Consider the following 15,985-nt stretch of genomic DNA (forward strand, 5'->3'; position numbering starts at 1 on the left):
TCGCGCCGAGTGCTGTTCTGCTGACCATCGCTCGGTGTCCTCCGTTCGGTCCGGTCAGCTCTCGCTGCTGACGCGCACGTAGTCGACAATGAGTTGCTGGGGGGAACTCGGTGTCTCGTCCGGATCTCCTGGCCAGTCACCACCGACGGCGAGGTTGAGGATCAGGAAGAAGGGTGTGTCGAAGACCCACGGGTCGCCGCCCGTGTCCGCCGGGGTCTTGGTGCCGTAGACCTGGCCGTCGACACTCCAAGTGATCGCCTCGGGCAACCAGTCCACCGCGAAGACGTGGAAGTCGTCGGCGAAGTCCTGCCCGTCCGGCAACGAGTAGGAACTGCCGAGTCCGTCGGAACCCGAGTAGCCCGGCCCGTGCAGAGTGCCGTGCACGGTGCCCGGTTCCGAGCCGATGTTCTCCATGACGTCGATCTCGCCACAATCCGGCCACCCGACATCACCGCAGTCGTCACCGAGCATCCAGAACGCCGGCCACATTCCCTGCCCGCGCGGCATTTTCATGCGCGCCTCGACACGACCGTGGGCCTGGGTGAACTTTTCCGGCGCTCGACAACCTGGCGGAGGTGTACTCGCACGGCCCGTACCAGCATTCCTGCCCGGTGTTCTCCTTTTTCGCGGTGATCACCAGATTTCCGTTGCCGTCGAGCGCGGCATTGTCGGTGCCCGAGGTGTACCACTGCCGTTCGTGGTTGTTCACGTTGTCGCCGGTGTCGTAGCTCCAGCGGCTCTCGTCGATACCGCTTCCCGCCGGGCCGTCGAAGTGGTCCTCGAAGGTGACCCTTGGTTCCGCAGGTGCTTCGGGGGAGGCCGCTGTCGCTGCGGTCGCGGACAGCGCGACCACCATCACGGCCACGGCGAACGCCGTCGAGCGCATTGTCGTCGCCTTCATGCTGCTCCCTCTGGGAAAGTCCTGGTCGGCACCGGAGATCGGCGCGGCACCGACCTCGCGGCCGCACGCCCGCTCGAAGACGGTCGACGAGGCCGCGACAAGACAGGAGCGGGTGAGCGATGGGTGACGCACGACCCGATCATCGCGACGAACTCCTACCTTCCGCGGGATCGCATTCCCAGAATTCCCACGGAGTCGCCGTTCTTCGCCTCCACCGGTCGTATCGGCCGGCTCAGAATGAATCGGAATGCTGCCAAGCCAGCAGACAGACATGTACCGCCAGACGGGTGCACCGGCATCGAGCAGGAAGGGAGACGAATTCCGACTTCTCGAACGCGAGAGACATGAAGCGCGAGGCTCGACGCAGTTGCGAGACTTCCTGATTCCGTAAATGCCGTCAGCTATTCCTCTTGGGAAATTCGGACGACCGAAGGTCGGTGCCGGTCGAGGGTCACCGAACGGAGGAGACGAGGTCGTTGATCTTCGCGCCGATGAGTCGCGCGTCGGCAGGGGTGAAGGCCATCAACTGCTCACCCGTGGCGCTTCCTTCGACATGGTCGAGGTAGCGGCCGTCGGGCTGAACGTTGTCGAACCATTTCAGCACCGTGGACCGGTTCACTTTCCCGTTGCGGTCGCGCAGGTTCGCGGCGATCTGACCCGCCCGGACGTGCTGGGCATCCGCGATGGCGTCGTACAGGGCCAGTTGTTGCTCTCCGCTACTGCCGCGTCGCCGCGTCGCCGACTCCATGAAACTGTCGTGACCTTCGTCCTCATCGGACTGTCGCATGCGTTGCTGAAAGGCGCTGACAGGGACCTTGGCCACGCCCCGGTTACCGGGAGGCGCCGGCGGCAGGGTCGGTAGCAGAACCTGCGGAAGGGGAATATTCTCATGAATCTCGACCGTGAGTGTGCCGCCGTGCCGTTCGGTTTCGCCGGGCGTTTGCACACCGAGGACGACGCGGTCGCCTTCGGTGATCACGGCGACGGTTCGCCACATGTGGTCACTGTCGAGCCGCGGAAACCACAGGGAATCGACCCAGTAATGGGGTTTGGTGAGCACCGTGAGCGCCTCGGCGAGTTCGGTGTCGATCTCGTCGGCGACCACGATGCCGAGCTGCTCCATCGTGGGGTACTCCCGCTGCGCGATCTCACCGACCTGTTGGGTCGTGCGCCCGTAGGACGGCCCTTCCAGCGGCAGCACGAGATCATCCAGCTTCAGGAAATACCGCACGAGATACAGGTGCAGCGGATGAAGCTGCCAACGGCCTGCGAGGCCCACCAGATCCTCCCCGATGTTCTGTTGTCATGGCCGGGTGTCTTCCGTACGACACCCGGCCATGACTGGTTGAGCTCAGGCCCCGAAAACGGGCGGGGCCGTCTTGGGCATGTCGTCGAGCCAGATGTCGTCCTGCTCTTCGAGCCAGCTCGGGCGCTCGTGTTCGGTCTCGTCGCCGCCCTGGCCGCGCGCACCGGCACCACCCATGGCGCCTCCCATACCGCCGCGTGCGGCACCGCCTGCAGCACCACCGGCCGCGCCACCAGCGGCGCCGCCTGCGCCACCGGCACCACCGCCCATGCCGCCGACTCCGGCGCGTCCGCCGGCTCCGAGCTGACCGGAACCACCGGCTCCACCGGCCGCGCCGCCACCGACGCGACCCGCGCCACCGGCTCCACCAGCGGCGCCACCGCCGACGCGACCGGCGCCACCGGCTCCACCCGCGGCGCCACCGCCGACGCGACCGGCGCCACCGCTCCGCCCCCGGCACGTCCGGCACCACCGAGTCCGCCCGCGCCGCGGCCGCCGCCCGCGCCGCGGCCGCCGCCCGCGCCGCGGCCGCCGCCGGCGCCTCGGCCACCACCGGCCCCGCCGGGTCCGAAGACGCCGCCGACACCACCAGGGCCACCCGAACCGGCGCTACCACCCGGACCCTGTCCGATCGGCGAACCGCCTGCTCCCGAGCCGCCGGAGCCACCCGGCACCCACGCGGAGCTGCTGCCTGCCGGACCACCGGAGAGGTTCGGACCGGTACCGACGGCGGAACTACCCTGGACACCGCCAGCGCCGCCACCGGAACCGCCCACACCCGAACCACCGACCGTGCCCGGATCGACGGGCGGCGGCGGTGGGTTGATCGACGCCGGCGGGGGTGGCGGCGGAGGCGGCGCGGGTTTGCCGTGAATGTCTTGGTACGCGGGCATCTGCGCGTCGACGTTGTTGTACGTCGAGCCGAGCACACGTCCCATCGTCTCTTGCGCGCCGCGTTCGGCTTCCTGCCGTTCCCGCATCTGCGAGACCGCATCGGCGCCTGCGAGCACCGGGCCCACCATCGGAACCACTGCTCCGGCACCGACGTTCGCCGCGGTGCGGGCGTAGTTGTGGCCCTCCGGTTCGGGAACCATCTGCTTGGTCTGCCCAGCGGCGGAGGAGGCTTCTCGGACCTTGTTGCCGGTCAGTTCGAACGCGTCCGAACTGCTGTCCATCCACCGGGACAAGGGGTCGCCGACAGCGGCGGCCTGGTCCGCAGCTTCACCTTCCCAGCCGCCACGGACCTTCTGCTGTAGGCCGCTGGCGTAGCTGCCGCCGATCTCGCGGAGCGCACCGGCCAAACCCGACCACGCCTCGGCGGTCTCGTTGGCCGTGCCCTCGTTGAGCTTCTGGTTTCGGTCGAAGAGTTCGCGGTGGCTGTAGCCCGCCCAGTTCTCACACGTGGAGATCGAGGCCGGGTCGAACTCGCTCACCCCGCGCTCGAGCGACCGACTCTCCTGCGCGATCCGTTCCCGTTCCTCGACTCCGTGCTCCTGCGCCGCCTCGGAACGCTCGCGTGCCTCCTCCTGCGCGGACGTCTCCCCGCCGATGAGCCCGGCCTTCACGTCCTGGGCCGTGTCGGAGATGGTGTCCCATAAACCCATGATTCCCCCAGCTATTTCGGAAGGTCCGACTCAATGGCCTGAGCAACCCGCTCAAGCTCACCACACGCATCGAAGTTTTCGGTCGGGTCGTTGCGAGTACCGTCCAAACGGATTATCCCACCGCCAGAAGAGATCACGAGAGAGCAAACACCACCGACGGATTTGTCCTCTCCGGTCAAAGCTCGCCTCGCCTCACGCGAGCCGACGTTGACCGGCGCGTATTCTTCCCATGATCGAGACTGACTGTATGAGTCGACAGTTTCCTCGGCATTCCGATACACGCGCAGTGACGCATCCTCACCTCGGTATCGGCACCCCGGTTCTGACTCAAGCTGATTCACTGGACGACCACTGCTGGAGTACCCGAGTGACTCCAGTTTCTCTGGAGGAACCACGCTACAAGGATCCAACGCAGACAGGGCGTTCTCAGACGGAGCAGCGGACTGAGGAGCCTCATCGGGCTCTGCAGATACACCACACGACGCAACGGCAAACAAAGCTGCCGACGCGAGCACTCCACCCGCAAGTCGCGCAAACAAACTCACTGAACACCCTTCCCAAGGTCCGCGCCGATTTGCTCATCGCGCGACTCATAATCCTTCGCAGCCTCTTCGAAAAGCTTAGCTTGCTCGATCATTTCTCTTTGGAGACTATCAAGCAAGGCCAATGCACCACCCTCGTCCTGCTTGGCCTTTTGAGTGAAATGATGAGTCAGCGCGACTGACGTGTCGTAGTCCCCGAGCCCCTCAAGGTTTGCAATCTGCCGATAATCCTCAAGTAAGAACTGCACCTCTTCCGCTTGGTCGCGGCAGTATTTCGCTGCCTCGAGGGCGACCTGCGGGTCGATCCGCAGTGCACCGGAGGCGACCTGCTCCTTCAGCTGCGAAGTCTTCGCTCCCGCCGCGCCGAGCGCCTCTCCGGCACCCGCGAAGCCACCGACAGCCGCCCCGGCGGCCGCACCAGCACCGAATGCTCCGATCTCGCCTGCCATCTCGGCCATCGCAGCCTCACTCTCCCCAGCCAGGACTCTCACCAAACCAGACAAACCTTATCGGCAGACGCAGCGGCCCCACAGGCGGTTCCCCAAAACGAAACATGACGGCCGTCACACCCGTTCGGAGTACTCGCGGGCGAGGTCCGACGGCGCGCTCACGCCATTACCCCAGCTCCCCGAGCAGGTCGCGGACGAACGCGACCGACTGGCGCTGCGACAACGCTTGTTTCTGCAGCGCAGCCGCGATATCGAGATGCGTAGCAGACAGAGTAGCGTCGTCGACGTCGTACCGAGTCCCCACTGCCGGATGGGCTTCGAGGTACACGCCGGGGCTGTACCGCTCGAACTCGAGCACGACGAACTTGCCGTCCATACCGGCGTGTGCGCCGACCGCAGTCGGCAGGATCTGGATGCTCACGTTCGTCAGACCGGAGAACTCGACGAGTCGCTCAAGTTGCGCCCGATGCACCTCGGGTCCCCCGATCGGCCGTCGCAGCGCCGCTTCCTCCACGACCACGTCGAGCGCCAAAGGCCGACGACCGTGTAGGCGTTGCTGTCGTACCATCCGCAGCTCGGCGACCAGATCGTGCTTGTCCCCGGCAACACGGTTCTGGGCTCGGGTCAACGCGGTCGCGTACTCCGGGGTCTGAAGCAGCTCCGGGACGACGGAGTGCTCGTAGACGAACTCGCGAATCGCGTCGCCCTCGGAGCCGAGGAAGAACGCGAACCGGTCCTCGACGACCTCGGCGTACGGCGCCCACCAGCTGGGCTTGCCCGACGTACGCACGTTCTCGACCAGCGCGTCCATGTCGGCCTGCACCGCACCGTAAAACAGCAGCAGATCGCGCACGTCCCGGTGCTGCAGCCGGTAGAGCCCGGCCTCCATCTGGCTGATTTTTCCCCGCGAACAGCCGAGTTCGTCCGCGGCCTCACTGGCGGTGCGCCCTGCTCCCACACGGTGCCGACGCAACTCCGCGCCCACACGTTTGCGCAACGCCACCGGGTCCACGCTGTCGATCACCACGCGCCTCCTCCGGCTCAGTGTGCCCGCTCCCCTGCCCGGTTCGGCGATCACTACCTGATCGTGCCCTGTTGAGACTAACGGTTAGTCCCTAACATGCAAGTAGAGCCCTTTCGAGCGGAAGGAGAGCATCATGAACGACAACTGGGGTCCGCCGAGCCACACTAGTTACCTCGACGTGTTGCACACGCTCGTGTGCAAAGAAGCTCCGACACTCTTCGCACTGTGCCGGGCGATCGACCACCGGCGATCGGCGAACGTCGAGTACTGGGGACTGTCCTTTCCCCACCATGCCACCGTGGTGCACCCCGACGGCGGTGCACACGGCAGCTTCCAGTCCGCGGCGTCAGCACATCACCTGTTCTCCACGGCCGCTCCCCTGCACCTGGTGTGGCCATGAACGGGAGGCACCGGTTCACTCGACCGTCCGAAAACGCCACAGATCGCACCATGCAAGGAAGACCGCGACTAATTCGGGTCGGGCAACGTACCTTCCATCCGGTAAGTCCCGTCGTACCAGCCGTCGGTGCCGTGCTCCCCGGTGTACTGACCGTGCCGGTTGTACCCGTCATAGGTCGAGGCGTTGTCACCGCTCGTGTCATCGTAGTTCTGCTCGTGGTACTGGTTCGCGCCCAATGCTGCCCGGGCAGCGACACTCTCCGGATTAACCACATTGGACACGTGGTCCATACGGGCCGCGCCCTGCGCGCCGTCGGCACCATTGAACAGGCCCGTCCGTTGCACCCAATCCTGAGCTCGCTTACCTGCCCCTTCCGCGACCGCTCGGCCTGCGTCCTCAGCACCCACGATCCGGTTGAGCCCGCTGCCGGCAAGCTGTTCGGAACCACGCCCCAGCCCACGCGCCGCGTCGGCAACACTTTCCGAGGAAGAAACGAGGCCCTCCGACACCTTCGCTGCGCCCGACGAAGCCGACGCCGCACCGTCCGAGGCCTTCGCCGCTGCCTGGCCGGCCGCGGTGGTCGCACCGCCCACCGTGGAATTGGCCGGGACCGTCTTCGCGCCCGAGGTCACCAGGTCGGCGCCCACCTTGGCGCTGACCTTCGCCATGTCGTCGAGCACCTTCGCCAGGTGTGCACCCGCCTTCCCGAGCTTCGCGAGCAGCGAACTGATCTTCGCGGTGATCTTCGCGACGGTCATTCCGATCCGACCGGCCGCGTAGGCGAGATAACCTGCGACCGTCGCACCGAAGCTGACGACAGAACCAGCCAAGGCAGCAAGCGCTCCCTTGATCAGCTCTGCGACGATCGCAGCGACGATGTCGCGGATGATGGCCCGGCACGTTGCCACCATCGTGCCCGCCGTCGCCAACGTAGACGATGCCGTACCCGCACTGATCGACAGAGATTCCAGCCCATCGGCGTAAGTCTGGATCTGCTTGGAATAGGCGTCTTTGGCCTGACCGGACCAGTCGCTCGTCTGCTGCTCCGCCGTGCCGGGAAATTCCTTGGCCAACGCCTGCAACTCCTCTTTCACCGAGTTCCAGGTCTCAACACCCGCCGCGATCGCGTTCGGATCCCCTGCAAAGAAATCGAGCAGTTCCCGCAACGGACCAAAGTGCTCGATCAACCATCCCACGCCAGCTGCCAACGCGGCGCCGATCGGATCGATCGCGGTGACCATCGCATCCAACGCCAACACGCCGCCACTGGCAGCGAACTCACCCCAGTCTTCGCTCCCGGCAGCCTCCCAGGTTGCGCGGGCGGAATCGACCAGTCCCGATCCGGCAGTATGCGCGCCAGACCCGCGGGCCGACGCGTCGACATCGACGATCCATTCCATGTCGAAGCCCTGATCCTTTCAGCTTGGGTGAACAACCTGGTCCGGTAGGTGCTGTACTCGATGGCTACGACCCAGAAGACGACCGGCTCGCGTCGACGGTGGCCGATTCCCCAGTCGAGCTCGCCGAGTCCTCAGGCAGATTCCTCTTGTGCCTCGCCGCGACAACCAAGAAGCGCGCCCCGAACGCCCCGAAAAGACCAGGCCACGACGCCGCGTACACCCACGCTTGCCAACCCGCACCGCCGTCCGGCCACGCGAAAAACACCGCAAGCACAGCGACAGTCGAGAACAACGCTCCGTAGAACCTCGCGAACGTGATGTTCGGCTGATCCCACATACCCGGTTCACGGACGCCTCGGCGTCGGCGGTCAATGGTGACGAGCGCACCCCCAGCCAACGAGAGGCAGCCAACCATGATCACCAAAGTGGGTCCGGCACCTCCGATCTCGACAGTGCCCAAGCCGCCCGAAACCACCAAGGCCCAACCCATCGGAGCGACCAACGGCGTCCAGACCGACAAGCGCAACCGGCGGCGTCGCTCAGCCCGTTCGACACTGCCCATGGGTGGCACGCCCGGAACCCGAAACCCGAGCAGCCACAAGGCCACCAACGGTACGAACAACGCGTACCCGAACGCGCCGTACGGAGCATCTCGCAACGACACCGCCCCGGACATGCCGTTCCCGTCCCGGTACTCCACGGCCACCGGCTGCGTGATGTCGGCCGGCGTGAGCATGAAACCGTTAAAGCGATGCTGCTCTCGCGCGCCGTCCTCCCACGTGATCACGCCGTCGCACTGCCACCACCAACCAAGCCCGGAAGTGCTGACCGGCCCGATTCTCGTGCAGTCGACGGCCGTTGCGGTGCCCACCCTCCGGACAGAACCGTCGATCGAGGTCATCGCGGTTCCTGACAACACCGTCATGATGATCAATGCCAACAACACCCGCACGAAGACTTGTGTGAGAACGTGCGTGACACGTCCCGCTCGCCCCACGCGCTCGAACGGCTCGATCGGCTCCTTCAAAGGGCTCGCCCCAGGCCCGATCACCTGATGCATCTCATTCCGCGTACCCGGCGCGGAATTCTCCCCCTCGTTCACCACTGGATCTGTCCAAGGCACTGCGCGTTCTGGTCATCGGTCGAGGCGTAGTCCTGCCCGCACGCGCTGACCTCATCTCCGAGAGTCTTCGTCCGCTCTGAAAACGTCTTGATCTCTTCCGCCGCCTGCTGTGACGTTTGACGCGCCTCCGTGGCGAACATCTGCCCCACCAGCCCGAAGGTCTCGGTACCGAACTCGACACCTCCGCCTTTCTCTCCGATCTGTGCGACCTTGTCCGCGAACTCGGTCAACCAGTCCGAATGTTGGCTCAACGACTCACGGACAACCCCAAACATCTGCACACCTCACTCAGCGAAGGAACGTTTCCGGCTGTTCGTCACCGTCGTCGTCGGCCTGATCCGCTCCGACGTCGCGATCCGCCTCGACATCGGCGGGCAGCTGCGAGCGGAGGAACTCCGCTCCAGACGCTCCCGTCACCGGTTCAACGATCTGCGCCACCCTGGGCGCCACGCGTGCCTGAGCCTCACGTGCCAACCGCAAGATTGTCGCTTGCAGTTCCTCCGGTCCCCGTCGCAAAGAACGCTGATCGAGCTGCAGGTCTTTCAAAGCCCCGTTGGAACCTACGGTGACTGAGACACCACCGTCCGAAGCAGTCTCGGCCAGTTCGTGAAGCTGCGCCTGCAACTGCTGAGATTGTTGCACCATCTCGTCGGCCCGCTGCTGAAGCGAATCCAGCCACTCCTGCGGCGACGCCACCAGTTCCTCGCATCCCCGCAGCGTCGCGCCACCGGACACGGGACGACGAGCATCCCTGCCGGAGCACAGTGAGCGAAACGCTACCAACGTGCTCGCGCTCAGCGGGCCAAACGTAGGTAACGAACGCAGAGCAGGAGTCAGCACGGCCCCGAAATGAGACAGAAGCCATATTTCCCCGGCTCAAGAGCCGTCACAATCGTCGCTCGTCCCACGAAGTAGGACGGAAGATTGAGGGCGCTGCCGCCTTGTCTCGCGCGACCATCACCGTCAGGCGACGGTGGGCAAGGCCGGGGTGGTGACGTCGTAGAGCGTGCCATCACGTGTCAGCAGCGGCGGCAGAATCTGTGCTTTCCGGGCGGAATCCGCCGTCGATCCCCACTCCACGCGACGGTTCCCGACGAGGTCGAGACTCACGTTGTTCGGGCCGTTGGCGATCACGGCCGTCACCTCGGCACGCACGTCCGGCGGCAACGCTTCGAGAATCCGCAACGACGCCGCGACCGCCGCATCGCGTTCCTTGCCGCGCACCCGCAACTCCGGAAGGTCCGGCGGCGGTTGGCGCACCTTCGTGAAGCCCACACCCTCACCGTCGATGAGCCGAGCCATGCCCTGATCCATCGAGTACAGCTTCGGTGTCCGCTCGGTCACCTCGATACTCACCGTCGACGGCCACGACAGCGACACGTCCGCCGACGCGATCGAGGGGTTCGCACGGAGACGCTGCACGATCGCGTCCGAATCGACCTGCAACATCGGACGTCCCATCGGCACCTGCGCACGCTCGGTCAGCTGTTGCTTCGGCACCGTCGTGGCACCCTGCACCTCGACCGAACGCACGCTCAACGCCGGCGTGAAGTAGGCGACGAGCACCAGCGCCGTCACGACCGTGAGCACGGCAGGCACGATCCAGCGACGACGGCGACCTGGTGCGACAGGCCTCCCGTAGTCGTCGGCGTCGGCCGTCTCGTCCCGCCTCCGGGTGCGTCCCGCACGGCCACGAGTGCGGTCCGGACCGGAACGCCTGCCCCGGTCCGTACCGCGACCCCGTCCGCTACGCGCCATTCGACGCCCGCTCGATCTCGGTGAGGATCTCCGGCCCGAGCATCGTCACGTCACCGGCACCCATCGTGATCACGACGTCACCGGCGCCCACCAGCGACGCCACGTTCGGTCCCGCGTCCGTCAACGACGGCTCGAAATGCACCCGATCCGTCGACAGTGGCACCGAATTCGCGATGATCTCGCCGGTGACACCCGGCTGCGGTTCCTCCCGCGCGCCGTACACGTCGAGCACCACGACCTCGTCGGCCAACCCCAGCGCCGTCGCGAACTCCTCCGCGAACGCCGCCGTCCGTGAATACAGGTGCGGCTGGAACACCACGACGAGCCGCCCGTCGCCGACCACGGGACGCGCCGCCCGCAGCTGCGCCTCGACCTCCGTCGGGTGGTGCGCATAGTCGTCGTACACGCGCACGCCCTCGGCACGGCCCTTGAACTCGAAACGTCGCCGCACACCACCGAAAGCGGCCAAGCCGTCGAGCAGCTCCTCACGTGGGGCACCGAGTTCGAGCCCCGCCAGCAGCGCGGCGACCGCGTTGCCCGCCATGTGCTCACCCGGCACCGCCACGGAGACGTCGACCCGGATGGGGCCGCTGCCGTCCGCACCGGTGAGTTCGACCGTCGCCACCCCGGCCTCGTGCTCCGGGCGGTAGCCGACCATGCGCGCATCGCCGACGCCGGTCACCGAATGCCCGTAGCGGCGCACCCGCAGACCGTCCGCCTCCGCGCGATCGGCGAGCAGCGCGGCGCCCGGATCGTCGGCACAGGCGACCAGCACCCCCTCCGGTTCGATCCGCTGCACGAACTCCTCGAACACACGCGTGTAGGCCTCGACGGTGCCGTGGTGATCCAGGTGATCGGGCTCCACATTGGTCACCACCGCGATCGACGGGGCGAACACCAGGAACGAGCCGTCACTCTCGTCGGCCTCGGCGACGAAGATCCCACCGTCGCCGTGATGGGCGTTCGCCCCGGACTCGTTGAGGTCGCCACCGATCGCGAACGACGGATCCATTCGGCAGTGCTGCAGTGCGACCGTGAGCATCGACGTCGTCGACGTCTTGCCGTGAGTGCCCGCCACACACGCCACCCGGTGATCGGCCATCAACGCCGCGAGCGCCTCCGCGCGGCGCAGCACCGTGACGCCCCGACGCTGCGCCTCCACCAGCTCCGGGTTGTCCTGCCGGATCGCCGTCGACGCCACGATCGCCGACGGGTCCGCGTCGGCGAACTGGTCCAGGTTCTGCGCCTGATGTCCCAGCGCGATCTCCGCACCCTGGGCGCGCAATGCCAGTACCGTCCGCGAATCCTTCGCGTCCGATCCGGAGACCTGTCGGCCGCGAGCCAGCAAGATCCGTGCGATGCCGCTCATTCCGGCGCCGCCGATGCCGACCAGGTGCACCCTGGCCAGCAACGCGTCCAGCTCCGCGGAGGGTCGGGACACGTCGACGCCGGACGGGTTGGCGCTCACTTGACTGCCACCTCCAACGCGATCCGTGCGAGGACGTCGGCCGCCTCACGGTGCCCGCTGCCCACCGTCGCCCGGCTCATCGCCTGCAACGACGACGAATCGACCGCCAGCGGCACGATCTCGTCGACCACCTTCTGCACGGTGAAGTCCGCGTCCGCCACCAGTCTCGCACCTCCGCCCGACACCACGGGCTGAGCGTTGAGCGCCTGCTCGCCGTTGCCGTGCGGCAGCGGGACGAACACGGCGGGCAGACCGACGGCCGAGACCTCCGCGACCGTCATCGCCCCCGAACGGCACACCACCAGATCGGCCGCGGCGTAAGCGAGGTCCATGCGTTCGAGATACGGCACCGTGATGTAACGCGGCGCGCCCTGAACCTCTTGCACCGCAACGGTGTTCTTCGGTCCGTGCGCGTGCAGGACACCCACACCGGCTCGCCCTAACGCCTCGGCCGCACCGGAGAACGCGGTGTTCAGCGTGCGCGCGCCCTGCGAACCGCCGAAGGCGAGCACGACGGGTGCCTCCGGGTGCAGCCCGAAATGCTGCCGGGCCTGGCGCCGCAGCGCGGCCCGATCCAGCGACGTGATCGACTCACGCAACGGAATACCGATCGTCTCCTGCTTCGGCAACCCCGTGTCCGGCACCGCCGCCAGCACCCGCTCCGCGAATCGGGCACCGATCTTGTTCGCCAGGCCGGCGCGAGCGTTCGCCTCGTGGACCAGGATCGGGGTCTTCCCCCGAGCCGCCAGGTAAGCGGGCAACGAAACGTAGCCGCCGAATCCGACGACGACGTCGGCGCCCACCCGCTCGAGGACCTCCCGCGTACTGCGCACCGACTCGCGCACCTTCAGCGGCAGCTTCAACAGCTCCGGGCTCGCCTTGCGCGGCATCGGCACCGGCGGCACCAGCTCCAACGGGTATCCGCGCGCCGGGACCAGCTGGTTCTCCAACCCACGCTCGGTGCCCAACGCCGTCACCCTGGCGCCCGGATGCTGCCGACGCACGGCGTCCGCGAGCGCCAGCGCGGGCTCGATGTGCCCGGCGGTGCCGCCTCCCGCGACCACCACCGAGGGCGCTCGCCCCGCAGGCGGCTGTCCCGCGTGCTCCGGCCACCCACCGGGTGTCTGCTGCCCGCTCACCGATGTCCTCCTCGTGTCTGTGTCCGTCCCGAACGGGAAGTCTGCCCGCGCGGCGCCGGAGCTCGCGAAGCACCCCGTGTTCGCGGATCACCCCCAGGTCGGCCACCTCGGTCTCCGGGACGGCTCGGAGGTCGTGGGTTCTTGCGTTGCACCGGTGGCCGGTACGGCTGCGGAGCGGGCAACCACAACAGCTTGCCCACCTTGCCCGGACCGAGCGACCGCAGCGCCGCGATCGCCTCCGGCTCGTGCCGCGCGAAGTTCGCCAGCAACCCGAACACCAGCATCGCCGTGACCACCGAGCTCCCGCCCGAGGAGATCAGCGGCAGCGGCAGGCCGGTCACCGGGAGCAGGCCCACCACGTAGCCGATGTTGATCGCCGCCTGCCCGACCAGCCACGTGGTCAACGTCGCCGACACCAGGCGGATCCACGGGTCGGTGTTGCGGAAGGCGATCCGCATGCCGACGTAGGCCGCGGTGCCGAACAGGCTCAACACGACCGCGCAGCCGATGAAGCCGAGTTCCTCCCCGATGACGGCGAAGATGAAGTCGTTGTGCACGTTCGGCAGGTACTGCCACTTCGACCAGCCCTGCCCGAGCCCGCGCCCGAACAGTCCGCCGTCGGCGAGCGCGAACATCGCCTGCCGGGCGTGATACCCGCTGCCCGTCGGATCGGCCGAGGGGTCGAGGAACGAGGTGATCCGCTCCGCCCGGTAGTCGGCGATCAGGCCGAGCACGACACCGCCGGTGACCGCTCCCAGCACGAGCGTGCCGAAGATGCGCAGTGGCGCCCCCACGAACCACAGCAACGCGATCAGCACGATGAACAGCGTGACCGTGGAGCCGAAGTCGGGCTGGAGCATCACCAGCGCGAACATCAGCATCGCCGCCGGAACGACCGGCACCAGCAGGTGGCGGTACTGCGTGAGCAGTCCGCGTTTGGTGACCAGCACGTGGGCACCCCACAGCGCGAACGCCACCTTCGCGAACTCCACCGGCTGGAAGGACACCCCGCCGACGACGAACCAGCTCTGCGCGCCGTTGAGCCGTGTCCCGAGTGGCGAGAGCACGAGCGCGAGCATCAGCAGGCACACGCCGAACAGCGGGAGGCTGTAGCGGCGCAGGAGGCGCAGCGGCATACGCAGCGCGCCGTAGAACAGCAGGAGTCCCGCACCGACGTAGGCCAGCTGTTTGACGAACACACTGTAGGAGGTCCCGTCCCGACTGAAAGAGTCCACACTGGACGCCGAGAGGACCATCACGAGTCCGAAGACGGTCAGCAGCCCGAACACCGCGAGCAGCAGGTGGAACGAGGCCAGCGGCCGGGTCAGCCACGCGGTCAACGCCGAGACGAGGGAGAGCCCGCCCTCACGGCCGCGACTCACCAGACCGTCGCGATCGCGAGAACCACCGTCGCGACCGCGACTCGTTCGCGTACGCGTGCCGGACGCCACCGTCCTCACCTGCCCTGAACGCGCGGATCCGCTGCCGCGGAGGACGCCGCGACCTCCGCGGTCACGGCCTCGACGAACGCGGTTCCCCGGTGCGCGTAGTCGGTGAACATGTCCATCGACGCGGCCGCGGGTGCGAGGAGCACGGTGGCACCGGAAGACGCGAGGTCCCGCGCCAGGCGGACGGCTTCGACCATGCCGCCATCGTCCCCCGAATCGACCTCACGAACGGGCACCTGCGGGGCGTGTCGAGCGAGGGCGGAGACGAACCGATCCCGGTCGCGGCCGAGGAGCACCACCGCGTCGAGCCGGTCGGCGTTTCCTTCCACGAGCCAGTCGACGTCGGCACCTTTGAGCAGTCCCCCGGCGATCCAGACCACCCGCCGGTGCGCGCGAAGCGCCGCGTCGGCCGCGTGCGGGTTGGTGGCCTTGGAGTCGTTGACGTAACGCACGCCGCCGGACTCGGCCACCTGCACCGACCGATGGGCGCCGGGCTCGAACTCGCGGAGACCCTGCGCCACCGACTCGGCGCTGACGCCGACGGCCCGGGCGAGAGCGGCGGCGGCCAACGCGTTCGCGACGTTGTGCGGCCCGGCCGGGCGCACGTCCGGCTCCGGCAGCAACGCCGTCGTCTCCGGTGAGAAGGCACGGTCGACGAGGACACCGTCGAGGACGCCGAGGTGGCCTTCGGGCGGAGGGTCCAACGTGACGCCGACACGACGCGCGCGGGACGCGGCCGCCAGCCGGGTCGAGCTCGCGTCGTCGGCGTTGAACACCGCCACCGAACTCGCCGCGTAGACCTTGCCCTTCGCCGCGCCGTAGGCCTCCGCCGACCCGTGCCAGTCGAGATGGTCATCGGCGACGTTGAGCACCACCGACGCGGCCGGGGCCAGCGAGTCCGACCAGTGCAGCTGGAAACTCGACAACTCCACCGCGAGAACGGCGTGCCCGGCCCGGACCGCGTCCACGACCGGAAGCCCGACGTTGCCGCACGCCACGGCGTCGAGACCGCCCGCGCGCAGGACCGACTCCAGCATCGTCACGGTCGTCGTCTTGCCGTTGGTGCCGGTGACCGCCAGCCACGTCGCAGGGGAACCGGAGTCCTGGTCGAGTCGCCACGCGAGCTCGACCTCCCCGATCACCTCGATGCCCGCCGCGTAGGCGGCGGCGAGCAGCGGTGCGTCGGGGCGCCACCCGGGGCTCGTCACGACCAGGTCGATGCCCTCGGGCGGAACCGTGAGGCCGGGCACGAGCTCGACGCCGCGCGAGCGCAGCGCCTCGAGCTCGGCGAGCCGCTGCTCGGAGCCGTCGGTCACGGTGACCGACGCGCCCGCCTCGACGAGTGCTTCCGCCGCGGACCGGCCGGAAACCCCGGCGCCCGTCACCAGAACCCGTCGCGTCATCGCCTGCGCCCCTCTCGTCA

17 protein-coding genes are annotated in these 15,985 nt (G+C 67.6%); 1 reads left to right on the forward strand and 16 read right to left on the reverse strand.

All coding sequences use genetic code 11. The annotated features are described in order from the left end of the window. Positions 1–54: 54 nt before the first annotated feature. From GIY23_RS23070 to GIY23_RS16435, 7 genes are all read right to left on the reverse strand, one after another. The gene (locus GIY23_RS23070; protein WP_228717330.1) at positions 55–513 is read right to left on the reverse strand and encodes a glycoside hydrolase family 16 protein; all 459 of its coding nucleotides are present in this window, start codon (positions 511–513) and stop codon (positions 55–57) included. Beyond that, entirely contained in the window at positions 461–865 is a 405-nt protein-coding gene (locus GIY23_RS23075) for a glycoside hydrolase family 16 protein (RefSeq protein WP_228717331.1), read from the reverse strand. Before GIY23_RS23075 ends, GIY23_RS23070 begins: the two co-directional genes overlap by 53 nt. A gap of 487 nt (positions 866–1,352) precedes the next feature. Next, positions 1,353–2,180, reverse strand: a complete 828-nt coding sequence (locus tag GIY23_RS16415) for an ESX secretion-associated protein EspG (RefSeq protein WP_154077465.1) — start codon at positions 2,178–2,180, stop codon at positions 1,353–1,355. Further along, a complete protein-coding gene (locus GIY23_RS23250) occupies positions 2,117–3,811 on the reverse strand; it encodes a PPE domain-containing protein (RefSeq protein WP_154077466.1) in 1,695 nt (564 codons plus the stop codon). Before GIY23_RS23250 ends, GIY23_RS16415 begins: the two co-directional genes overlap by 64 nt. A gap of 11 nt (positions 3,812–3,822) precedes the next feature. Next, on the reverse strand, positions 3,823–4,356 hold the full coding sequence (locus GIY23_RS23435) for a DUF3558 family protein (protein ID WP_154077467.1): 534 nt from the start codon (positions 4,354–4,356) through the stop codon (positions 3,823–3,825). Further along, a complete protein-coding gene (locus GIY23_RS16430) occupies positions 4,353–4,811 on the reverse strand; it encodes a hypothetical protein (RefSeq protein WP_154077468.1) in 459 nt (152 codons plus the stop codon). The genes GIY23_RS23435 and GIY23_RS16430 overlap by 4 nt, the downstream gene beginning before the upstream one ends. A gap of 157 nt (positions 4,812–4,968) precedes the next feature. Further along, positions 4,969–5,826, reverse strand: coding sequence for a helix-turn-helix domain-containing protein (locus GIY23_RS16435; protein ID WP_187351918.1), 858 nt, complete (start codon positions 5,824–5,826; stop codon positions 4,969–4,971). A 133-nt stretch (positions 5,827–5,959) separates the two neighbouring features. Between GIY23_RS16435 and GIY23_RS16440 the strand changes: the two genes are divergently transcribed. After that, positions 5,960–6,226 (forward strand): hypothetical protein, encoded by a 267-nt coding sequence (locus GIY23_RS16440; protein WP_228717332.1) that lies wholly within the window; start codon positions 5,960–5,962, stop codon positions 6,224–6,226. A gap of 68 nt (positions 6,227–6,294) precedes the next feature. On the opposite strand, the gene GIY23_RS16445 is transcribed toward GIY23_RS16440, so the two are convergent. From GIY23_RS16445 to murD, 9 genes are all read right to left on the reverse strand, one after another. After that, the gene (locus GIY23_RS16445) at positions 6,295–7,626 is read right to left on the reverse strand and encodes a WXG100 family type VII secretion target (RefSeq protein WP_154077470.1); all 1,332 of its coding nucleotides are present in this window, start codon (positions 7,624–7,626) and stop codon (positions 6,295–6,297) included. A gap of 64 nt (positions 7,627–7,690) precedes the next feature. Continuing rightward, entirely contained in the window at positions 7,691–8,686 is a 996-nt protein-coding gene (locus GIY23_RS16450; protein WP_154077471.1) for a DUF6346 domain-containing protein, read from the reverse strand. 38 nt (positions 8,687–8,724) lie between these two features. Then, complete coding sequence (locus GIY23_RS16455; RefSeq protein WP_187351919.1) at positions 8,725–8,979, reverse strand: hypothetical protein; 255 nt, start codon at positions 8,977–8,979, stop codon at positions 8,725–8,727. Between the two features lie 58 nt (positions 8,980–9,037). Then, positions 9,038–9,484: a YbaB/EbfC family nucleoid-associated protein gene (locus GIY23_RS16460; protein WP_154077473.1), complete on the reverse strand. Its 447-nt coding sequence runs from the start codon at positions 9,482–9,484 to the stop codon at positions 9,038–9,040. A gap of 228 nt (positions 9,485–9,712) precedes the next feature. Further along, a complete protein-coding gene (locus GIY23_RS16465) occupies positions 9,713–10,339 on the reverse strand; it encodes a cell division protein FtsQ/DivIB (protein ID WP_228717333.1) in 627 nt (208 codons plus the stop codon). 157 nt (positions 10,340–10,496) lie between these two features. Beyond that, the gene (gene murC / locus GIY23_RS16470; RefSeq protein WP_267313257.1) at positions 10,497–11,876 is read right to left on the reverse strand and encodes a UDP-N-acetylmuramate--L-alanine ligase; all 1,380 of its coding nucleotides are present in this window, start codon (positions 11,874–11,876) and stop codon (positions 10,497–10,499) included. 95 nt (positions 11,877–11,971) lie between these two features. Beyond that, on the reverse strand, positions 11,972–13,114 hold the full coding sequence (murG, locus tag GIY23_RS16475; RefSeq protein ID WP_154077475.1) for an undecaprenyldiphospho-muramoylpentapeptide beta-N-acetylglucosaminyltransferase: 1,143 nt from the start codon (positions 13,112–13,114) through the stop codon (positions 11,972–11,974). After that, positions 13,111–14,496 (reverse strand): putative lipid II flippase FtsW, encoded by a 1,386-nt coding sequence (gene ftsW, locus GIY23_RS16480; protein ID WP_228717335.1) that lies wholly within the window; start codon positions 14,494–14,496, stop codon positions 13,111–13,113. Before ftsW ends, murG begins: the two co-directional genes overlap by 4 nt. 74 nt (positions 14,497–14,570) lie before the next feature. Further along, positions 14,571–15,965, reverse strand: a complete 1,395-nt coding sequence (gene murD, locus GIY23_RS16485) for a UDP-N-acetylmuramoyl-L-alanine--D-glutamate ligase (RefSeq protein WP_154077476.1) — start codon at positions 15,963–15,965, stop codon at positions 14,571–14,573. Positions 15,966–15,985 lie beyond the last annotated feature (20 nt).

Source organism: Allosaccharopolyspora coralli (genome assembly GCF_009664835.1).
GTDB lineage: Bacteria > Actinomycetota > Actinomycetes > Mycobacteriales > Pseudonocardiaceae > Allosaccharopolyspora > Allosaccharopolyspora coralli.

What these genes read in the sequence shown, in the direction of transcription:
- GIY23_RS16445 (WP_154077470.1), bottom strand. Translation starts at nt 7,626, where the DNA reads ATGGAATGGATCGTCGATGTCGACGCGTCGGCCCGCGGGTCTGGCGCG.
- murC (WP_267313257.1), bottom strand. Translation starts at nt 11,876, where the DNA reads ATGAGCGGCATCGCACGGATCTTGCTGGCTCGCGGCCGACAGGTCTCC.
- GIY23_RS23250 (WP_154077466.1), bottom strand. Translation starts at nt 3,811, where the DNA reads ATGGGTTTATGGGACACCATCTCCGACACGGCCCAGGACGTGAAGGCC.
- GIY23_RS16440 (WP_228717332.1), top strand. Translation starts at nt 5,960, where the DNA reads ATGAACGACAACTGGGGTCCGCCGAGCCACACTAGTTACCTCGACGTG.
- GIY23_RS23070 (WP_228717330.1), bottom strand. Translation starts at nt 513, where the DNA reads ATGAAAATGCCGCGCGGGCAGGGAATGTGGCCGGCGTTCTGGATGCTC.
- GIY23_RS16430 (WP_154077468.1), bottom strand. Translation starts at nt 4,811, where the DNA reads ATGGCCGAGATGGCAGGCGAGATCGGAGCATTCGGTGCTGGTGCGGCC.
- GIY23_RS16450 (WP_154077471.1), bottom strand. Translation starts at nt 8,686, where the DNA reads ATGCATCAGGTGATCGGGCCTGGGGCGAGCCCTTTGAAGGAGCCGATC.
- murD (WP_154077476.1), bottom strand. Translation starts at nt 15,965, where the DNA reads ATGACGCGACGGGTTCTGGTGACGGGCGCCGGGGTTTCCGGCCGGTCC.